The 17910-nt window shown below is 58.1% G+C and carries 19 protein-coding genes; 15 read left to right on the forward strand and 4 right to left on the reverse strand.

Annotation, left to right across the window (positions count from 1 at the left end; genetic code table 11):
* Positions 1-21: 21 nt before the first annotated feature.
* From N5D22_RS02555 to N5D22_RS02590, 8 genes are all read left to right on the forward strand, one after another.
* Positions 22-1425 (forward strand): site-specific integrase, encoded by a 1404-nt coding sequence (locus tag N5D22_RS02555; RefSeq protein WP_279656022.1) that lies wholly within the window; start codon positions 22-24, stop codon positions 1423-1425.
* 518 nt (positions 1426-1943) lie between these two features.
* The gene (locus N5D22_RS02560; protein ID WP_024896892.1) at positions 1944-2438 is read left to right on the forward strand and encodes a TIR domain-containing protein; all 495 of its coding nucleotides are present in this window, start codon (positions 1944-1946) and stop codon (positions 2436-2438) included.
* A gap of 87 nt (positions 2439-2525) precedes the next feature.
* Positions 2526-3299 carry a hypothetical protein gene (locus tag N5D22_RS02565; protein WP_199777866.1) on the forward strand — a complete coding sequence of 258 codons (774 nt, stop codon included), beginning with the start codon at positions 2526-2528 and terminating at the stop codon, positions 3297-3299.
* Between the two features lie 1238 nt (positions 3300-4537).
* The gene (locus tag N5D22_RS02570; protein WP_003497299.1) at positions 4538-5941 is read left to right on the forward strand and encodes a toll/interleukin-1 receptor domain-containing protein; all 1404 of its coding nucleotides are present in this window, start codon (positions 4538-4540) and stop codon (positions 5939-5941) included.
* A complete protein-coding gene (locus N5D22_RS02575) occupies positions 5938-6645 on the forward strand; it encodes a hypothetical protein (protein ID WP_024896894.1) in 708 nt (235 codons plus the stop codon). The genes N5D22_RS02570 and N5D22_RS02575 overlap by 4 nt, the downstream gene beginning before the upstream one ends.
* Positions 6642-7232, forward strand: coding sequence for a 7-cyano-7-deazaguanine synthase (locus N5D22_RS02580; RefSeq protein ID WP_024896895.1), 591 nt, complete (start codon positions 6642-6644; stop codon positions 7230-7232). The genes N5D22_RS02575 and N5D22_RS02580 overlap by 4 nt, the downstream gene beginning before the upstream one ends.
* Position 7233: 1 nt before the next feature.
* Entirely contained in the window at positions 7234-7701 is a 468-nt protein-coding gene (locus N5D22_RS02585) for a TIR domain-containing protein (RefSeq protein WP_024896896.1), read from the forward strand.
* A gap of 17 nt (positions 7702-7718) precedes the next feature.
* Complete coding sequence (locus N5D22_RS02590) at positions 7719-8603, forward strand: DUF4231 domain-containing protein (RefSeq protein ID WP_024896897.1); 885 nt, start codon at positions 7719-7721, stop codon at positions 8601-8603.
* Positions 8604-8636: 33 nt separating this feature from the next.
* Here N5D22_RS02590 and N5D22_RS02595 read toward each other — a convergent pair whose 3' ends face one another.
* From N5D22_RS02595 to N5D22_RS02610, 4 genes are read right to left on the reverse strand one after another with little or no spacing between them, the layout of a single operon-like run.
* On the reverse strand, positions 8637-9959 hold the full coding sequence (locus N5D22_RS02595) for a hypothetical protein (protein WP_003497293.1): 1323 nt from the start codon (positions 9957-9959) through the stop codon (positions 8637-8639).
* Positions 9949-10830 (reverse strand): hypothetical protein, encoded by an 882-nt coding sequence (locus N5D22_RS02600; protein ID WP_024896898.1) that lies wholly within the window; start codon positions 10828-10830, stop codon positions 9949-9951. Before N5D22_RS02600 ends, N5D22_RS02595 begins: the two co-directional genes overlap by 11 nt.
* Before the next feature lie 14 nt (positions 10831-10844).
* On the reverse strand, positions 10845-11861 hold the full coding sequence (locus N5D22_RS02605; protein ID WP_003497288.1) for a nucleotidyl transferase AbiEii/AbiGii toxin family protein: 1017 nt from the start codon (positions 11859-11861) through the stop codon (positions 10845-10847).
* The gene (locus N5D22_RS02610; RefSeq protein ID WP_003497286.1) at positions 11854-12447 is read right to left on the reverse strand and encodes a DUF6088 family protein; all 594 of its coding nucleotides are present in this window, start codon (positions 12445-12447) and stop codon (positions 11854-11856) included. Before N5D22_RS02610 ends, N5D22_RS02605 begins: the two co-directional genes overlap by 8 nt.
* 245 nt (positions 12448-12692) lie before the next feature.
* On the opposite strand from N5D22_RS02610, the gene N5D22_RS02615 reads away from it, so the two are divergent.
* The 7 genes from N5D22_RS02615 to N5D22_RS02645 all read left to right on the forward strand — a co-directional run bounded on the left by N5D22_RS02615 (position 12693) and on the right by N5D22_RS02645 (position 17877).
* Positions 12693-12995, forward strand: a complete 303-nt coding sequence (locus N5D22_RS02615; protein WP_024896899.1) for a helix-turn-helix domain-containing protein — start codon at positions 12693-12695, stop codon at positions 12993-12995.
* A 12-nt stretch (positions 12996-13007) separates the two neighbouring features.
* Positions 13008-13376, forward strand: a complete 369-nt coding sequence (locus tag N5D22_RS02620) for a type II toxin-antitoxin system RelE/ParE family toxin (protein WP_003497284.1) — start codon at positions 13008-13010, stop codon at positions 13374-13376.
* Between the two features lies 1 nt (position 13377).
* Positions 13378-13761 (forward strand): XRE family transcriptional regulator, encoded by a 384-nt coding sequence (locus N5D22_RS02625; protein WP_003497282.1) that lies wholly within the window; start codon positions 13378-13380, stop codon positions 13759-13761.
* On the forward strand, positions 13751-14494 hold the full coding sequence (locus N5D22_RS02630; RefSeq protein WP_003497280.1) for an HNH endonuclease: 744 nt from the start codon (positions 13751-13753) through the stop codon (positions 14492-14494). The genes N5D22_RS02625 and N5D22_RS02630 overlap by 11 nt, the downstream gene beginning before the upstream one ends.
* Positions 14491-14718, forward strand: a complete 228-nt coding sequence (locus tag N5D22_RS02635) for an ABC-three component system middle component 6 (RefSeq protein ID WP_003497278.1) — start codon at positions 14491-14493, stop codon at positions 14716-14718. The genes N5D22_RS02630 and N5D22_RS02635 overlap by 4 nt, the downstream gene beginning before the upstream one ends.
* Positions 14715-16460 carry a DUF2326 domain-containing protein gene (locus N5D22_RS02640; protein WP_003497277.1) on the forward strand — a complete coding sequence of 582 codons (1746 nt, stop codon included), beginning with the start codon at positions 14715-14717 and terminating at the stop codon, positions 16458-16460. Before N5D22_RS02635 ends, N5D22_RS02640 begins: the two co-directional genes overlap by 4 nt.
* Positions 16461-16665: 205 nt before the next feature.
* Positions 16666-17877, forward strand: coding sequence for an ATP-binding cassette domain-containing protein (locus tag N5D22_RS02645; protein WP_003497275.1), 1212 nt, complete (start codon positions 16666-16668; stop codon positions 17875-17877).
* Positions 17878-17910: the final 33 nt, after the last annotated feature.

Consider the following 17910-nt stretch of genomic DNA (forward strand, 5'->3'; position numbering starts at 1 on the left):
TAACGTGTTTGGAGACCTCTGATGGCCAAAATCAAACTCACCAAGACGGCTGTGGACGCCGCGCGCCCGAAGGAGCGCGAATACGAACTCCGCGATACGATCGTACCGGGCTTCATGCTGAAAGTCACACCGTTCGGCGGCAAGATCTTCATGCTCGCCTACGTGACCAATTCCGGCGTCCGCCGGAAGCCCGCGCTAGGTCGATTCGGAGAACTCACCGTCGATCAGGCCCGCAACCTGGCACAGGACTGGCTCGCGGAGGTTCGTTATGGACGCGACCCGTGCGCGGAGAAGACAGCCGCGCGCGCAGCACCGACCATGAAGGAGCTGTGCACCAAGTTCATCGAGGAGCACTCGAAGCTTCACAACAAGCCCTCCACCGTCGCGACGAACGAACTGAACATCAAGAACCAGATCCTTCCGCGCCTGGGCCGCTACAAGGCTCATGAAGTCACCCGCGCCCACATCTCGGAATTGATGACCGGCATGGCCGACCGGCCGGTGAACGCCAATCGAACGCTCGCTGCCCTTCGGAAGATGTTCAACCTCGCCGAACTGTGGGGATATCGGCCAGACGGCTCCAATCCGTGCAGGCACGTCCAGAAATTCGCGGAGAACGGATCGACCCGGTTCATCACCGACGAGGAGATGCGCAAGCTCTTCGCCTATCTCGACCGCTCGGACCGGGAGGGCCTGGAGCATCCCTTCATCACCCTCGCCATCCGGCTCCAGTTCGAGCTGGCGGCGCGCAAGTCCGAGGTGCTTACGCTCGAATGGGCCTGGATCGACCTCGAACGCCGGCGCGTGACCTGGCCTGACAGCAAGACGGGAGGAATGACGAAGCCTCTCAGCGACGAGGCTCACCGGCTGCTCAGCAAGGCTCCGCGCTTCGAGACGTCGCCCTATGTGTGCCCGTCGATCTTCGATCCCTCGAAGCCGATGACGGACAATACCTATCAACACGGATGGCGGCGCATCCTTGCCCGAGCGGGCGTCCCCCATGTCGGTACGCACGGCATCCGCCATCGCGCCGCAACCGATATCGCGAACTCGGGCGTGCCATTGAAGGTCGGTATGGCGCTCACGGCGCATAAGACCGTCACCATGTTCATGCGCTACGTTCACAACGAGGAAGACCCGGTGCGCATGGCTGCGGATGCGGTCGCCGCGCGCAGGCGCATCGTCGTCGGCGCCGAAGCCCCGGTCGCTGAGGAACCGTCGACAGAGGTCGAGATCGAGGTCGGCGCCGCGCTGGAAACAGCGGACGTTGCCGAGCCCGCGTCGCCGCCTCCCGGCCTGGAAGACGGCAAGTATTCGTCGCGCACCAAGGTCGGAAACTATCGGCCATTCCGCCATCGCAACGGGGCCAATCGCGCCACCCCGCCCGGCGCCCGACATGATGAAAACAGGGAGGCAACGCGATGAGCGCGCCCCGTTTCACATCGATCCCTGCCGAAGCACGAACGGAGGTGCGTCATGTCGCGACCTAACAACCGAGCAAAATGGCCGTCCGCAGACCTCCTCGCGCGCGCGGTCTACGTGGAAGATGCTGGCCCCGTCCGCTTTGTCGATACAGACGCAGCGGCAAGATATCTGGCGCTCGATGCCCATACGCTCGAATGCTACCGATCTCTCGATACGGGGCCGGCATTCTACAAGTTCGGACGCTACGTCCGGTACGCGGTCGGCGACCTTGATGCCTGGGCGGAAAGCTGCCGACGTTCGACGACCGCTTCTCCGGAAGCACCGCGCATTCTCCCTCTTAATCGAACATAGGTTTGAGGCTATGTCTCTTGGAGGGGCACGCTCACTCTTCCTTCGAGGATGAGATTCGAGCCTTTGACCGAGAGTTCTGAATCGCGTTGGGGTTCGCACGCGGCGAAGGAAGCTTCTGAGTTTTGTAGATCGGGTTCAGCGTTAAGTAGTCTTGGGGGGAACGGAAAATGTCGACTTACGTCGTTTTCGATGGCGATAACGACCAATGGGCTTACCGGTATGTCCGGGGGTGGCATGCCAACCCCAGAATACCGTTCCAGTTCGTGGACTCTCATGATCTCGACAACATGACGTCGCGTGCTCAGAATGAGGATTACGTAAAATCGAAATTGCGGGAGCGAATGCGACAATCGACAGCAGTTATGGTGTTGATTGGAAACTCGACCAAGAATCTTTTCCGCTTTGTAAGGTGGGAGCTAGAACTCGCGTTGAGCTTGGATCTGCCGATTATTGCCGTCAACCTCAATGAAAGCCGCGTACAGGACAGTTTGTGCCCGCCGATCATTAGGGATCATTGTGTTGTACACGTACCATTCAAACTGAAGGCCATAGAACATGCTATAAGACATTGGCCAACTGAATTCCAACATTTGAGCCGCACCGAAAGGGCCGGGGGAGCACGGCACTACGGCACGGATCAGTATCGTAGCTGGGGCCTGTAATTTAACGCGGAGGGGACGTCGATTTTCAATCTTTTGATGTTTAATGCTGATTGGCCATCGGGAAGAGTCACTGTGCCGATCGGCCGGATGTTCGAATATACGGAAGCGCATATCGCCGAACTATTCAGATTGAACAATACGCCACTTCTGGACAAACTTACGGCTCTGCCTTGTCTCTTCTGCGAAGAGGGGACCGGCGATGAGTCCGCGTATGTCGGGCAGATAAACCGGGCGCGCATCGTAGGGGGCGAAGTCTCACTCGAGGTAAGCTTTGACCCCGACGTTCCTCCCCTAACAAACTCGCTGCTTTATGATAGCCGGGCTGAACTGGACATGCCCCGAGATTTCGAATTCTCTCGCAACCATTGGGCCGTGAAAGAGGTCGACTTGTACCGCTTTTTACTTCGCCAGGTACGCCCCCGGCGACAGCGGCCAACGGTCTTCCCATTGGCCGAGCATGAGAATTTAGACCCCCATCTTGCATCCGCCATGATGCCCTTCGATGCGGCGTTTAATCCTGTTTTTGATGCTATCCGAAACGCTGCTCAAGGTGTCGGACTTCGTTGCCGACGGGCGGACGACATCTGGGAGAATGCGTCAATTATTCAGGATGTCGTTTCCCTGATTGATCGTTCGCGCATCGTGATCTGTGACTGCTCAGGTCGAAATCCGAATGTATTTTACGAAGCCGGGATTGCACACACCTTAGGTCGAGAGGTCATCCTCATTGCACAAAGCGATCACGATATCCCGTTCGACCTGCGCCATCTCCGATATGTGCGCTACCTCAACAACGACCAAGGTCGGGCCGAGTTGTCCGCGACGCTACTAGCCCGCATGCAGACAATCATCGGCCATTAGCTGGACGTATGCATCATGCAAATCGCAGGTGGACTATATCGCGAATTGTGCGAAACGCCGAAGTGGAACGCACAGTTTGGCTCGGGCGGGCGCGCGGCGGCAGCCGTCAGTGCTCTTTCGCCAGGGAGCACTCTTCACACCTATGCACGGGACGAGAGCAGCCCGGGAGCGGACGAACTGTCGGACCTCGGTGTGCGGCTATCCCGCACCCATTCCGATATTGCGATCGCATTTGCGTACTTCCACCCACTGTCTCAACCACACATCGAGCCGCGACCTGGGTCATTTCCTCAGCAGCCTCCGATACATGTTTCGGGAGATGTGGTCCTGAGATTCGGGTTCCTGGAAGGATCTGCCATCGTGCACGCTGTCCGCGCGATTTACGATCCTCAGACAGCTGTCCGTCCTGAGCCATTTGGAGCCAATGGCTCGACAGCGAAACGGCTTGCTTTGGTTATGAATGAGCTAGAGCTCTGCCGCTATGCGGGTTGCACCGACTTGGCGACTGCCGCCGCGAAAGCCATGTCGCATGGCGATCGGGTGACTGTGATAGTCGTAAAAAGAGGGGTGCGGGGGGTCACCGTCTTTGAGCGTCATGCCGAACCTAATACCATTCCCGCATATTATTCATCTCGGGTCTTCAAGATCGGAACAGGGGATGTCTTCAGTGCCGTGTTTGCATATCATTGGGGCGAAGCCGGAACTTCCGCGGCCGAAGCCGCGGACCTCGCCTCCCGATCGGTGTCCGCCTACTGTGAGACAATGACCCTTCCGGTGCAAACCGACTTGCTCAGTAGCCGCGAGCCCATAACAGGGCAGGCACCAAACCGGATTGTTCTGCATGGCTCAACATCTACAATCGGAAGGCGGTATACGCTTGAGGAGGCGCGCTTCCGCCTGAAAGAGCTTGGTGTTGAAGTGCTCTCACCTCAACTCGATGAGGTCCCAGATTCATTCCTCGAAAATGCACCTTCACTTCTAGTGGCGGACGGATTGAGCACAACGGAAATTCGACGACTCTGCGCAACGCGATCTCACCAAAATATTGTAATACTGGACGAGGAGCAGCGGTCCGATATCGCTGCACTCTCCGATCTCGGCGTTACGATTGTTCCCGACTTCGCCTCGTCTTTGTACCGAGCTGCCTGGCCTCGTGCATCTTGCCGTAGCCTAGACAGTTGCGGCGACGCATAATTTGTGAGACTTCTGATTCACTACTCTGGGGGGAGTAATTACGTATGTCAGACGTCTACATAGTCTATTCACGAGAAGATGTCGGACAGGCGGAGAGATTAGTAAAAACACTTTCAACCCGATGGGATGTTTGGTGGGACGATAAAATCGTCGGCGACTTCTCGACCGTGATCGAACGTGAAATCCAGAATACAAAATGCGTCGTTCCGCTCTGGTCGCCGACAGCTAAGGACAAGAGTAATGTAAAGGACGAACTCCGCTTAGCTGAGCAATATAATATTCCGATTATTCCCGCTAAGATCATTCCGACAAATGCGCCGTACGGCTTTAACGGCTATAGTGCGGTTGATCTTCTGGGCTGGACCGGAGAAGACGATCATCCTGGTATCCAGCACCTGATGCGCAAGATTTCGACTGTCGTCCCGCCGAGGATGGCGCCAACCCGCCCATCAGCCATCGCTGCGGGTAGAGTCCCCCTTCCGAGCTTGTTCCTCTCCGTGTCATCACACGAGACACAACTCGTTCCTCTCGAAGCTCTTAAGGCTCTTCGTCTCTTCGGTACATCGACGGTCCTTGTCTCCGCCTACGACCTGTTTCCACCCCGCCGCCCTCGAGGTATCCAGCAGGAGCTGAAGCGTATCCGCGCGCAAGGCGGATTTGTCCTCGTCGATTCAGGCAATTATGAAGCGACGCGACGCGACGACGACAGCTGGAAGCCCCAAGATTTCGAATTGGCGCTGGAAGGGATTTCACACGATTGGGTGTATTGCTTCGACGAGATGGATCCGTCGAGGGACAGAAAGCGTGCGGTTGGGCAAGTCATTGCAGCGGTCGAACGAGACAGGAAGTTCACCAAAGCCCCCGTCCTTCCAATCATTCATGCTCCCGCCACTAGGTCGAAAGGGTACGATCTTACTATTCTCCCCGAGGTCGTGCGGGATGTCGCCGACCAGCTCCAGCCACCGATGATCGCGCTGGCGGAGCGCGAGTTGGGCCGAGGGCTGATCCAGCGCGCACAGACCATGAGGCGCGTCCGGAACGAGCTTGATCGCTTATCCTTTTATCAGCCGATCCATCTCTTGGGTACGGGAAATCCATGGAGTATAGCGATCCTAACGGCAGCTGGAGCAGACAGCTTCGATGGGTTAGAGTGGTGCCGGGTTGCCGTTGACCGACAGCAGCACAGATTAAATCACTACCAACATTTCGATTTTTTCGCATACCAGGCGCAGATGGCGGCTTCGGCCATCACTGTTTCTGCGCTCTCCGACGATAATATAGACTACGCAGGTAAAGTTGCCTTCCATAATTTGGACTACTATCGGGAGCTAACCCACGACTTGCAGGCTGCCGCTTCAACAAATCGCTTAGAAGCATTTGCCGTCGGCCTGTTGGGCCAATCCAATTCAAAACAACTTAGGGATCAAATGCCGGATTTGTTCAGATGAGAAACGATGCTGCCAGGCTGGAGCACGCCGTTGCCGCAATATGCCCGGAGATTGAAGAGCGGGCTAAGCGCTCTCAGAGTGCGCTTGACGAGCGAAATCTCTGGTGGGAACTCTCATGCTGCCTGCTCAGCAGTCAAGTACCGTATGGGCTTGCCGTAGCCACCGCCGATGCTTTGGATAAACGGCAGCTTCTCCTCAACACATCGGCACCCCGGGCCGAACTCGCCGATGAAATCCTCGGGGTTCTCCGTCAACCTGTACTGGTGAACGGCAGCCTTCGAAATTATCGCTTTCCTCGATCAAAGTCGATGCAATTGGCCTCTGCGCGCGAATCGGTCTCGCAGGAAAGCGGGGACCTGTGCTCACTCGTGCATGCCTTCGGAGATGCGGCAACCGCTCGCTCGTGGCTTGTGTCGAACGTAGCTGGAATCGGGCCAAAGCAGGCGAGTATGTTCCTGCGTAACGCAGGTATCAGCTACGATCTCGCAGTCCTGGATCGCCACGTATTGAACTACATGACGATTATTGGACTCTACACAGGGGCCGGCCGAGCCATCTCGAAGCTTTCACACTATCACATGCAAGAAGATAAACTGATTTCACATGCAAATAGGCTCGGATTTGCAGTCGGCCTTATGGATTGGGCGATCTGGATAGTGATGCGGGTTGCGGGTTCTCAAGATACGGAGCGCGCGTTAGCATGAGCATTGTCACTCTCGTTTCCGGTGGGCTTGATTCCACGCTGGTCGCCTACCTCGCAAAAGAGGAAGGGATTCAGCAATATCCGATTTTCATCGACTATGGGCAGCGATCCCGCGATCGAGAGCACGCGGCTTGCCGGTCAGCGATGGCCAAGTTGCAGCTACCAGATTTGGAGGTGGCCGACCTGTCGGGCTATGGCCGCCTCATTAAGTCCGGGTTGACGGACCCGAACCAGCGAGTGCTGGAGGATGCGTTTACTCCTGGTCGAAATCTCCTCTTTCTGCTTGTAGCAGCAGCCTACGCATTTCAGCGCGACGCCGATGCGATATCGATTGGACTCCTCCATGAGGAAACCAGCCTGTTTCCTGACCAGACATCGGCGTTCTTGCAGGAGGCGGAGGCAATGATCGCAAGGAGCATGGGGCGTGAAATAAAGGTCCTTGCACCGCTCTCGTCGTTCCACAAGCAGGAAGTCATCGAACTCGCGACGCTTAAAGGCATCGAGGGCACTTATTCCTGTCATCTCGGGGGTGAAACACCTTGTGGAGCGTGCATAGCATGTAATGAATTCAAGGCTGAGGGGGTCTGATATGGGCGGCGGGAGTAGCGGGAGCTGGAGCAGGTTAGGCGACATTCGGTCCCTGGAGGAGAAAGCCAAGGCGGCGCTTCAGGGCGGCAAACGAAATGTCTTTATCAGTTTTGCAACCGAAGATATGGACGAGGTCAATCTTCTGCGCGCGCATGCGAAGAACGAGAACAGTGATATCGAGTTCAACGATCATTCTGTTCGCGAGCCCTACGACAGCGAACGCGCAGAATATATCAAACAAAAGATCAGCGAGCGGATAGAGCGCTCATCTGTTTGTGTCGTCTACATCTCCGACAATACTGCGCAAAGCCGTTGGGTGACTTGGGAAGTGGAGACCAGCCTCGCTCTTGGGAAAAAGGTGGTGGCGGTTCACCCCAAGGGGGGCGCCCCACGGCAAAATCCGCCTTGGGTGGCGAAGCACGGCGTGAAAGTCGTCCAGTGGAATCAATTGGCCGCTGAACTGAAATAGCCCGGAGATCCGTCGATATGACGCCTGATAGTTTTCCCGCCCTGTACCGCTCGGCAGACGGCTCCGCCGCCGATGCCCAGTCCACCTATCTAAGGCTTATTCGGCTGCAGTACCTTCTGCTCACTGTCGCAGCGACGATCTCTATTTGGTTTGGAGCGTCTCCTGATCTATACATCGCTTATGCGTTAGTTCTGGCCGCCTCTACGGGTCTCCTACTATATATGGCAGTCCAAAAACCTGAGAAAGAGTGGTACGGGTGCCGAGCGCTGGCGGAGTCGATCAAGACATCAACCTGGCGTTACATGATGCGAGCTGAGCCATTCGAAGATGCCCCGAAACTCTCAACAGTAGCAGAGAAATTCTCGGAGTTTCTGAGGGCGATTCTGGATGCCAACAGCCACGTCCGCGACTCGATAAGCCGTCGGCCGGTAACCGGCGATCAGATCACCAACGAAATGAATGCGGTTCGTGCTCTGCCTCTCGCAGAGCGTGTTCAACGATATAATACTGACCGGATTACGGACCAACGCGAATGGTATGTAGCAAAGGTTACCTGGAATAGGCAGCGTTTTCGCCTATGGATATTGATATGCGTCCTCGTTCAAGGTGCCGCAATCGCTTTAGCTCTCCTCCGAATCCGCCATGATCCACCATGGATGATTTGGCCAACCGAACCTTTGCTGGTGATAGCGTCTTCCGCCATAGGTTGGATCCAACTGAAGAAATTCAACGAACTCGCTTCTGCCTACAGCCTCACCGCCCACGAGATCGGCATCTTGCAGACGCGGCTTGGCACGATTGACAGCGAAGAGAAGTTTTCTGCCTTCGTAAATGAAGCCGAGCGAGCGTTCTCTCGTGAACATACCCAATGGGTTGCCCGCCAGATCGAGAATGCGCCCTGATTTGATCATACGCCAACCGATCAGCGAGTGAGTTCATTGGCGAATGCGATGCAGGCGAAAAAGTTTGTCGAAGAAATCCTTGATCTTCGCTTCGGCGCCGTCACCGACCAGTTCATTTGCACCGAACCGATAGACCTCATATCCCGCAAGGCGCAGCTCGCGGTCGGCCGACACCATATCGGCATAGACCTTCAATGAAGGAAGGTCGTTTTCCGAGAAATGGTGCTTACCGTCGACCTCAATCACGACGCGCTGACGGCTGGGTAACAGAAGCAGGAAGTCCATGCGTTGACGCGGCAATGGAAGCCGGTGACGCAGGGTTTTTACGACGGCAGGATCATAGTGAAGGTAGACCTGCGGCAGCAGCGCGGGCAGCGCCTCGCCGAGGGTAGACCGATAAGCCTTGAAGTAGGCCGCGAAAAGCTTGCGTTCCGCATCCGAGGCCAGGGATTCCTGGAGACGCGCTCCGAGTCTTGCGGCATCAGCACCGGGCGTAACGTCGCCCCACCAGGAAACGAGTTCCGACCACAGAAGGCCGCTCGCGCTGATCGGCCGGTCGTAGATCAGGCAGCTCTCTTCGCCGGACAGAATGACGATGTCGTTGTTGATCGCATCGGCGAAGCCGATTTCCGGCTTCGGTCCTCGTGACGCAAAGATCAGGTTTTTCGGCCGGCCGCCAACCCCCCGCACCAGAGAGCGGAAACTGAAAAGCGGATGGCCGGATACCTCGCCATCCTGCGCAAGCTCATATCCATCCCGCGCGAGCACCCTGTTCAACGCTTCGACTGTCTTCGTCTGCTCATCACCTGATCGGGAAAGGGGGTGAACAGCTTGTTCGAGCAAGGCGCCGAACCTGGCCCTGGAACAATCGAAGGCCCCGATTTCTCCAAACAGTTGTTCGACCGACCAATCGCCGGGATTGTGATCCATGTGCCGGGCGATGCGGTCGCGCAGGCTCTGGCCTTTGCTGCCAAAAAGGGCTTCGAATGGTGAGGAAAGCGGGAAGTAGCTCTCGACGACCTCCACGGTGCTACGCTCGCCGGCGAGGTCGTTGCCGAGAATCCGCGCGACGTCTCGTCGTGTGATCTGCGTCAGCGGTGGATCATCAGCCTCAAGCACCTTGCGGCCCGCCTCATCAAGCGGGATGTCGCTGCGAGCAGCAGCGAATTTGAGCGCCAGTCGAGCCAAGTCCGCCTGCGTGAGGTTTTCGAGCGCAAGTTCGATACGCTGCCGTTTTGAGAAGCCCTCTGGTGCCGGCACGACCAGCCCAGCGACCAGCCCCGGCTCCTGACTCATTTGGGCGTGGCTCATCCCGTGCAGAATTCCGAAGATAAGCCGATAAAGATCATCCGCCACGCCCGGTCCCTCTCAGGATCACACGCACAAATGCAAACATCCGCGTAAACAGATAATCCACCTGATCCAGAGAGGTCAGGGTTTCTTGGGTCGTCTCGGAATGACGAATGCGAAAGCTGTTCCCTATGGAGGTCAGCTCAGCGGCCTCCCGCCCAAGGGCTTCCCGGAATCCAGAGTCCGGCGTGGCGACACGGTCCAGCATCGCTTCGGCCTGAGCGCGCTTGTTGGCGCCGGGTTCCAGTGTCTTCAGCCGTTCAAAGGCATCCCACAGTTTCTCCAGCGCGTCCTGCCTGTCTTCAGGTTTGGGCGATAGAAACCGTTGGCGAGCGGCTTCGAGCAGGCGGTCCGTCTCCGCATCACCGGTATGAAACATCGCCCAACCGAGAACATCGGCGACCGGCTGTGGGAGAAGCCGGCGGGCCTGTCCGCTCGATGTGAGTTCATACGCAATCGCGTTCCGGCGAAACAGGAGGTTTACGTCGGCTACGAACCGAGCAAGGCCGCCGTCCCGGTTCCAGCTCAAGTGATGGTGACCGAAGTAGGAATGATAACTGCCTTGAATCGGCTCGCCGACGGCGCTGGCGCAAAACTCGAGCAGATCGAGGATCACCGGCGTATCGGGCACTTCGTTCACAGAGAACGGCCATTCGATCCACGGCACCTCGGCGCCCAGCACCCGGCTGAAGGCTTGGACGTCACATCCGCACGGACCATTCCCGTCGGGGCACTGTTCCGGAAAGCGAAAGCCAAACGAGCCATCGCCAATCCTCGTCTCGATCAAGGTGAAAAGACCCGCCCACAGACGGTCACCAATGACATCGATTGTTGCAGGGCGTGCCCCATATTCACGATCCGTAAAATAGCTCGACACCCTATCTCCCATCATCACTTCGCAGCACGGTTGGCTCGCCCGGCGATGTCCGCACATCGCATGATCAGCGCCTCGAAGGGTTCCGCGTCGTCAAGCAGCAACCCATCCTCGACCATGTGCGCATAGTCCGTTGCCAGCGCAGCGCGCGCATCTCCGTCCGGCACGAGTTGCAGCTTTCCACCGACGGCGGCTTCGTAGTCGATAACCTCGCCATCAACCGTCTTCGCCCCGAAGAACATGGTTTTGTGGCGGGCAACCGCGTCGGCGAGCTCACGATCCGATATTGCGGCGTTGGCGACCCCCGCATCATCCAGTCGGACGACATCGTGCCAATGACGGGCGAACCGATCGCCCCGCAACCGGCCCTCGAGGCAATAAACATGCATTGCCGTCGCTTTCTCCCAGAAGGTTCGCTCGGCATGCATGACCCGGGGACGAGCCGTTGGGAATTCGACGCCGTCGACCAATCCGGCCGCGTCGCATACAACATCGCGCGGGCTGGCCGGCTCCCCGGTCGAGCGGGCGCCGAATTCCAGCATCACGCTCGGAGCCACATAGCCCGATCCCGAAGAGGTCGCCTCATAGTCGATGAACAGCTTGTCGCCTTCGGCCCTGAACGTTGCAGGCAACGACTGCGCGTCGATCGCGCGGGCAAGGAGAGGTCGGACTGTTCCGTCGACCCATTCTGGCAGCCGGTGGCGGACTGCCTTCGACCATCGCTTCTCCTCACTCCGGTTTTTCGGCAGGCCCTCGCCGTTTTCGCCCACCAGGTCGGGGGCGATGGCGCGGATGTCGTAGGTGAGATCCACGTCCTCGGAAAAACGCCGGATGACGTGATAAGCCTTTGACAGTGATGTGCCGCCCTTGAACACGAGATGTTCGCCGAAATTTGACCCGAACAGCGTTGCGAGAGTCCAGACGACCCACACGTCCTTTTCAAGCAGATGGGCCGGGCGGCCGGATCGATCGGCGGCAACGGCAAGAGCCTCGCGCCGATCGTTCGCTGACAATGTGACGAAGGCTTCAGCCATGAGCGACCTTGCCGACCGATCTGGCGAGCCAGCTCGGTAGTTGCGGCGCGGCCGCGACAAGCTCGCCGAACGTAGAAGACGGCAGCTTGTGTTTCAGCGTCTTCAAGGCCGCTTCCGCCTTCTCCGGTCCCAGCCAGGCGAGTGCGCGCACGGCCTGCCCGGCAGGGCGATCGGCCAACGCCAACTGCCAGCGTGGCGCATGGCGCAGCTCAATAGTCTGCTGGCCCAGAGTCATGGTCCGGCTTCGGCCCGAGGTCAGATAGACCGACCGGACCGGTACTTGGGTCGTGAGCCCGAGCGCATTGGCAGCCGCCGCTCCGTTCGACACGATGATTTCACCACGCTGCGTCGCAAGGGCTTCAACGGCTTTATCGACGGAGGGCGCGCGAACGCCGAACCGGCTCGAAACCGGACGTAGGTAAACGCCGCGCCCGGCCCGTATCAGCCGGCCACGTTCTGCCAGTCGCGACAATGCCTGGTCCAATGCGGGGCGGTTGCCGAGATGGAGCAGGCTTTTCGCGGCGATCGGAGCGCCCTCGGGCAAACCCTCGGTATGCGCCAGAATCTGTTCGGTCAGTCGCTGCATGATAAATCTCCTGTCAGAAATATACGCAGTTTTCTGACAGTTTTCAATCTATGTGGGAACGCCATGACTCATGTTTACGCCCGCTCCCCGGACTGTCGCGCGGAGTCAGGGATGTTCGAATTATCTGCGGTCGGGGCGCTAGTCCCCCACCCGTCTCGGCAATTACAGACCCTATCGTCACCGCAGCGGCGAAAACCGCTCGGTTCCGCCTGGCTCGAAGCGCACCGAAGCGATGGAGGCCGGTCATGTCCGATAGAGCAAAGCCGGATCGCCGCTGGCCAACGCCGGACATCCTCAAGCGCGCCAGGTTCGTCGACGAGGCGGGACCAGTTCGTTTCGTCGACACTGAGGCGGCGGCGCGCTACCTCGCCCTCGAAGCACATACGTTGGAGTGCTACCGCTCGCGAGGAGGAGGCCCCGCCTATCATAAGTTCGGCAAATGGGTCCGCTATGCAGTCGATGATCTGGACGCTTGGGCTAAGAGCTGCCGTCGCACCACGACGGTATCGCCAGAACCGCCCCGCATCCTTCCCATTGACCGGATATAGGTTCTAACCTATATGGAATGGGAGGTCGAATTCCACTCCGCCTTCGAGGCTGAGGTTCTGACTTTTGAGCGTGATGTCCGGGTCGCGTTGATCGCCGCCACCAAGCTGCTGTCCGATTACGGACCGCAGCTTAGCCGGCCTCACGCCGACACGCTCAAAGGATCGAAACACGCCAATATGAAGGAGCTGCGCTTCGAAGGCAGCGATGGCGAATGGCGTGCGGCCTTCGCTTTCGATCCCGAGCGCAAAGCCATCGTTCTTGTAGCGGGTGACAAATCGGGCGTCAGTCAGAAGCGCTTCTACAAAACGCTGATCGCAAAGGCGGATCTACGGTTTTCCGAGCATCTGGAAAGCCTGAAATCCGCAAAGAAGGGCAAATGAGATGGGTCGGAGCCTGAATGACATCATTGCCGCGCTCCCTGCCGAAGAGCAGGCAGCGATCGACGCCCGCTATCAGGATTTGAAGCAGGAAGTCGAGGGCCTTCGCGAGTTGCGGCAGATTGCGGGTAAGGCCCAGGCTGAGATCGCATCCGCGCTCAACATCAAGCAGCCCTCGGTTTCTCAGATCGAGCGACAGACCGATATGTATCTCTCCACTCTCCGCAGCTATGTGGAAGCTGTGGGGGGAGAGCTCGAATTGACGGTCAAGCTGCCGCAGCGGCCCGCATTGCGGATTCACCAGCTCGGCGATGCCAGCGCTCCTCCACAGATAACGACCCGCCGTCCTGGCACGCGCGCGCAGATGGGCGGTCGGCGTGGGCGCTAGTTATCCGACGAGAATCATCCTGGCGTTTCGAAGCGGCGGCGTCTGCGCCTTTCCGAAATGCGGCAAGCATCTCACCTACGACGCCCAGGTGGGAGACGACACCTATGTCGGCGAGGCGGCACATATTCGGGGTGAAAAGCCGACCGCCGCGCGCTACGACGCCTCCATGACCGATGCGGAGCGCGATAACGTCCGCAACCTTATCTATCTCTGCACCGACCACCATACGATCATCGACAAGGTCGAGGCTGATTGGCCCACCGCGACGTTGCAGCAACTGAAGGAAAGCCACGAAGAGCAGGTTCGCCAGGCGATGGAGGCGGCTTTTGCGGACGTTGCCTTTCCCGAATTGCAGAACGCTGTGTCGTGGGTCGCCAGCCAAGCTCCTGTAGGCAATGGATCGTTCGATCTCACCGCGCCCGACGAGAAGATCAAGAAGAACGCTCTATCGAACGGATCTCGGCATATCATTGCTGCCGGTCTGACCTCGCGAGCTACCGTTGGCGACTATGTCGAGGCCGAAGCGCAGCTCGATCCGGACTTTCCCGAACGCCTGAAAGCCGGCTTCCTTGAGGAATATTACGCGCGTCGGAAGGAGGGCCATAAGGGCGACGAGCTGTTCGAGCTGATGTGCGCCTTTGCCCAACGCGGGTTGCGTCGGCAGGCGGACAAGACTGCTGGTATCGCGGTGCTGATCTATCTTTTCGAAATCTGCGACGTGTTTGAGAAATGATTCTTCCGACCAAACATATCCCGCAGAACGAGGCGCTGATCGGTGTCGGCGCGACGCTGCTTGCCCACCTCAGCATGCCCATGACCGTCTCGGGCCTTTGGGAGCGTCTGCGCACGGAGCCGAACGTCGGAACTTTCGAGCGGTTCGTGCTGGCCTCGAATCTCCTCTATCTCATCGGCGCCATCGACATTCGAGACGGCCTCATCGTCAGGACCGCCTCATGATCCGAGCTGTTCGCGCCAATCACAAAGGCTTCCACGCCGCTCTGCTTCAGCCAGGAGTCAATCTCATACTGGCCGACCGATCCACCTCGGCCGGCGACAAGGACACGACGAACGCACTTGGCAAATCGACGCTCATCGAGATCATCGACTTCTGTCTCGCAAGCAATACCTCACCCGGAAAGGGACTTCGCATCGAGGCTTTGCAGGGTTGGGCATTCACGCTGGAGCTTTCCCTGTCCGGCCGCGACGTCGCGGTAACGCGAGCCACCGACACGCCCGGTTTCTTCGCGATCGAAGGCGCGACCGACGACTGGCCTGTCCGCCCGACCCCTAACAAGGAAGGCGTGCCCGGTCTCGACGCGAAGAAATGGCGAGCGGTCCTCGCCTGGGCGCTGTTCGGCATCAGCGAGTTGTCTGCCGAGTCGGGCTACAAGCCCTCGGCGCGGTCGCTGCTTTCCTATTTCGTGCGTAACCAGACAGCCGCGTACAACATCCCCTTCAAGTATTTCGATAATCAGAAGACCTGGGATATCCAGGTCCACAACGCATTCCTTCTCGGATTGAACTGGGAGAAAGCTGCGACCTGGCAGCAGCTCAAGGATCAAAAGAACGCACTCGATGCGCTCAAACAGGCGATCAAGACCGGAGCGGTCGACGGCGAACTGGCGTCCCTCGGTGAACTCGAAGCCGAACGCCTTCGCCTGTCGACACAGCTCGAACGCGAGCGCGATGCTCTCTCAAGCTTCCGCGTGCTTCCCCAGTACCGTGAGATCGAGGGCCAGGCGAACGTCCTGACCGGCGAAATCCACGGCTTGGTCAACGCCAATATCGTGGATAAGCGCCGGCTCGATCGCTACCGCGACTCGCTGGTCAGCGAAGATGTCCCGACCGAAGACCGGCTGGAAGCTCTCTACGGTGAGGCGGGCATCGCCCTGCCTGGCGCCGTCAAGAAGACGCTGGAGGATGCGCGGGCTTTCAATGCGCAGATTATCGCCAACCGCCGCGAGTTCATCGCCAGCGAGATTGCCGCGCTTGAGGCTGCTGTCAGCGAGCGCGAGACGAACATAGCGACTCTCACGGATCGCCGTGCCGGCTACCTTAGCGCGCTTGCCGGACAGGGCGCGCTGGAGGAACTGACGCAGCTACAGGAGCTGCATGCCGCCACCCGGCTGAAGGTCGATGAACTGACCAACAGGATCACACAGCTTCGCCAGATGACCACGAAGGCGGACACGATCAAGGTCGAGACCGTGGAGTTGAAGCGAGCGACAGCACTCGATTATGAAGAACGGCGCGCACTCTGGTCACAGGCGCTCAGCCTGTTCTCTGAATTCTCCGAGAGTCTCTACAAATCGCCCGGTCGCCTAGTCATCGACATCGATGATACGGGCTACAAGTTCGACGTAGAGATTGCCGGTAGCCCGAGCGAGGGTATCAGCAAGATGAAAATCTTCTGCTACGATCTCATGCTGATCTCATTCGCGCGGCAGCGCGGTCTCGGGATCGACTTCCTGATTCACGACAGCACGATCTTCGACGGCGTTGATCCCCGTCAGCGAGCCCACGCGCTCGAACTAGCGGCAGCGATGGCCGCAAAATACGACTTTCAATATATCTGCACCCTCAACACCGACATGGTCCCGGTCAGCGACTTTTCGCCGGGCTTCGACTATGAAGCGCTCGTTCGGCTGCGTCTGACGGATACCGACGCGAGCGGTAGTCTGCTCGGATTCCGGTACTGATTGGGGGGCGCACATGGTCGGGTCTGGCTCTTCATTTTCGGAACGCTTCGGTTGCCACCGCGCCCATTCCGGGGGCGCACGCTCACGGACGGATATGGGCATATCGGAGAAATTCGCGTGAAAACGCGCGATTTTAAGTGAATGAAGGTAATTTGGTCTATTCAGTTGTGTATCTTAGGGCCTCGCAAATCGGAGTACGATCTACGTGACGCGGCACGGTTTTACATCAACGACGCGCCATGTCATCGCTTCCAGGGCAGGCTATCGTTGTTCCTATCCGGGCTGCCAGAAGTTGACCCTCGGGCCAGCGGTCGCACCTGACCAGTACGAGGACACCGGCTTCGCCAGCCATATTCACGCCGCCTCTCTTCGTGGCCCCCGTGGGCAGGGCGGGCTAAAGCCTGCGCAACTAAAACACGCATCCAATGGTATTTGGATGTGCGGAGCGCACGAGAACCTGATCGACAAGAAAAGCGGCGTGCGCTTTCCCGTCAATGTGTTGCAGAGCTGGAAAGCGCTCCACGAATACCGCACATCGTTTGAACATAGCGGAAATCAGGCAGCTTTCGGATTCGTGCGAACTCTAAGGCTTGAGCGTTCACCGCTCTTCACGCCCGGCACGCAGATCGATTTCGCCAAGACCACATTTCTAATCGGGCCTAATGGCAGTGGCAAATCCGCTATTTGCGAGTGGGTGAGCATACTTGAGGCGAGTGACAATATCCGGCGTTGGCTCGCAAACAACAACGTCCACTACGATATCATATTCGACGCCCCCGCCGAACATCGGCTCTCCGTTCAAACAGAAGGCATCCTCACTCTAGACCTTGATGGAAAAACGGTTAGCCGAAACCACGCCCGATCAAGCGCGGTTTATCTAAGCGGACGCGGTGACAACCGCATTGTGTGCGATCTTCGTCGAATCATGGACTTGCTCCAGATTGATGAGTTCGCGTTGCGCAGCTTGGGCACTCGCGTATCCGGTGATTTCGTAAAGAAAGTGGAATTTGTCCAGCGGACGCAGCAGGAAGACGACGAGGACGAGCTTCAGAGAGATGATCTTGACGCACCTGTCTACGTGTTGGAAAGTCATCTGACCAATGGTCGAGTGATGAGGTTCGAGCAATTATCGGGTGGCGAAAGGGGGCGCGTTCTACTTGAACTCGCGATGGCGCTAGCCCGTGAAGGAACCCAATTCGGGCCGACGCTGCTATTGGTCGAGCTTAAGTCGCTTGGAATGGATTGGGGTGCTATCCAGCCCTATTTGGACTTCTTCGGCAGTCCCGAGTGCCTATACCAAACTGTCTTGACATCTTGGGAACTACCCAGCGACGTCGAGATGCTCGGCTGGCAGATCTACATGGTGGACGGACGACCAGGAGAGAAAGGGACAGTAGTCGCATCACCGCGTGCGTGACCCAAGAAGTTTGGGTTCATCGCCTCTCTCAGT

This window comes from Agrobacterium sp. GD03872, assembly GCF_029840625.1.
Taxonomy (GTDB): Bacteria; Pseudomonadota; Alphaproteobacteria; order Rhizobiales; family Rhizobiaceae; genus Agrobacterium; species Agrobacterium fabrum_A.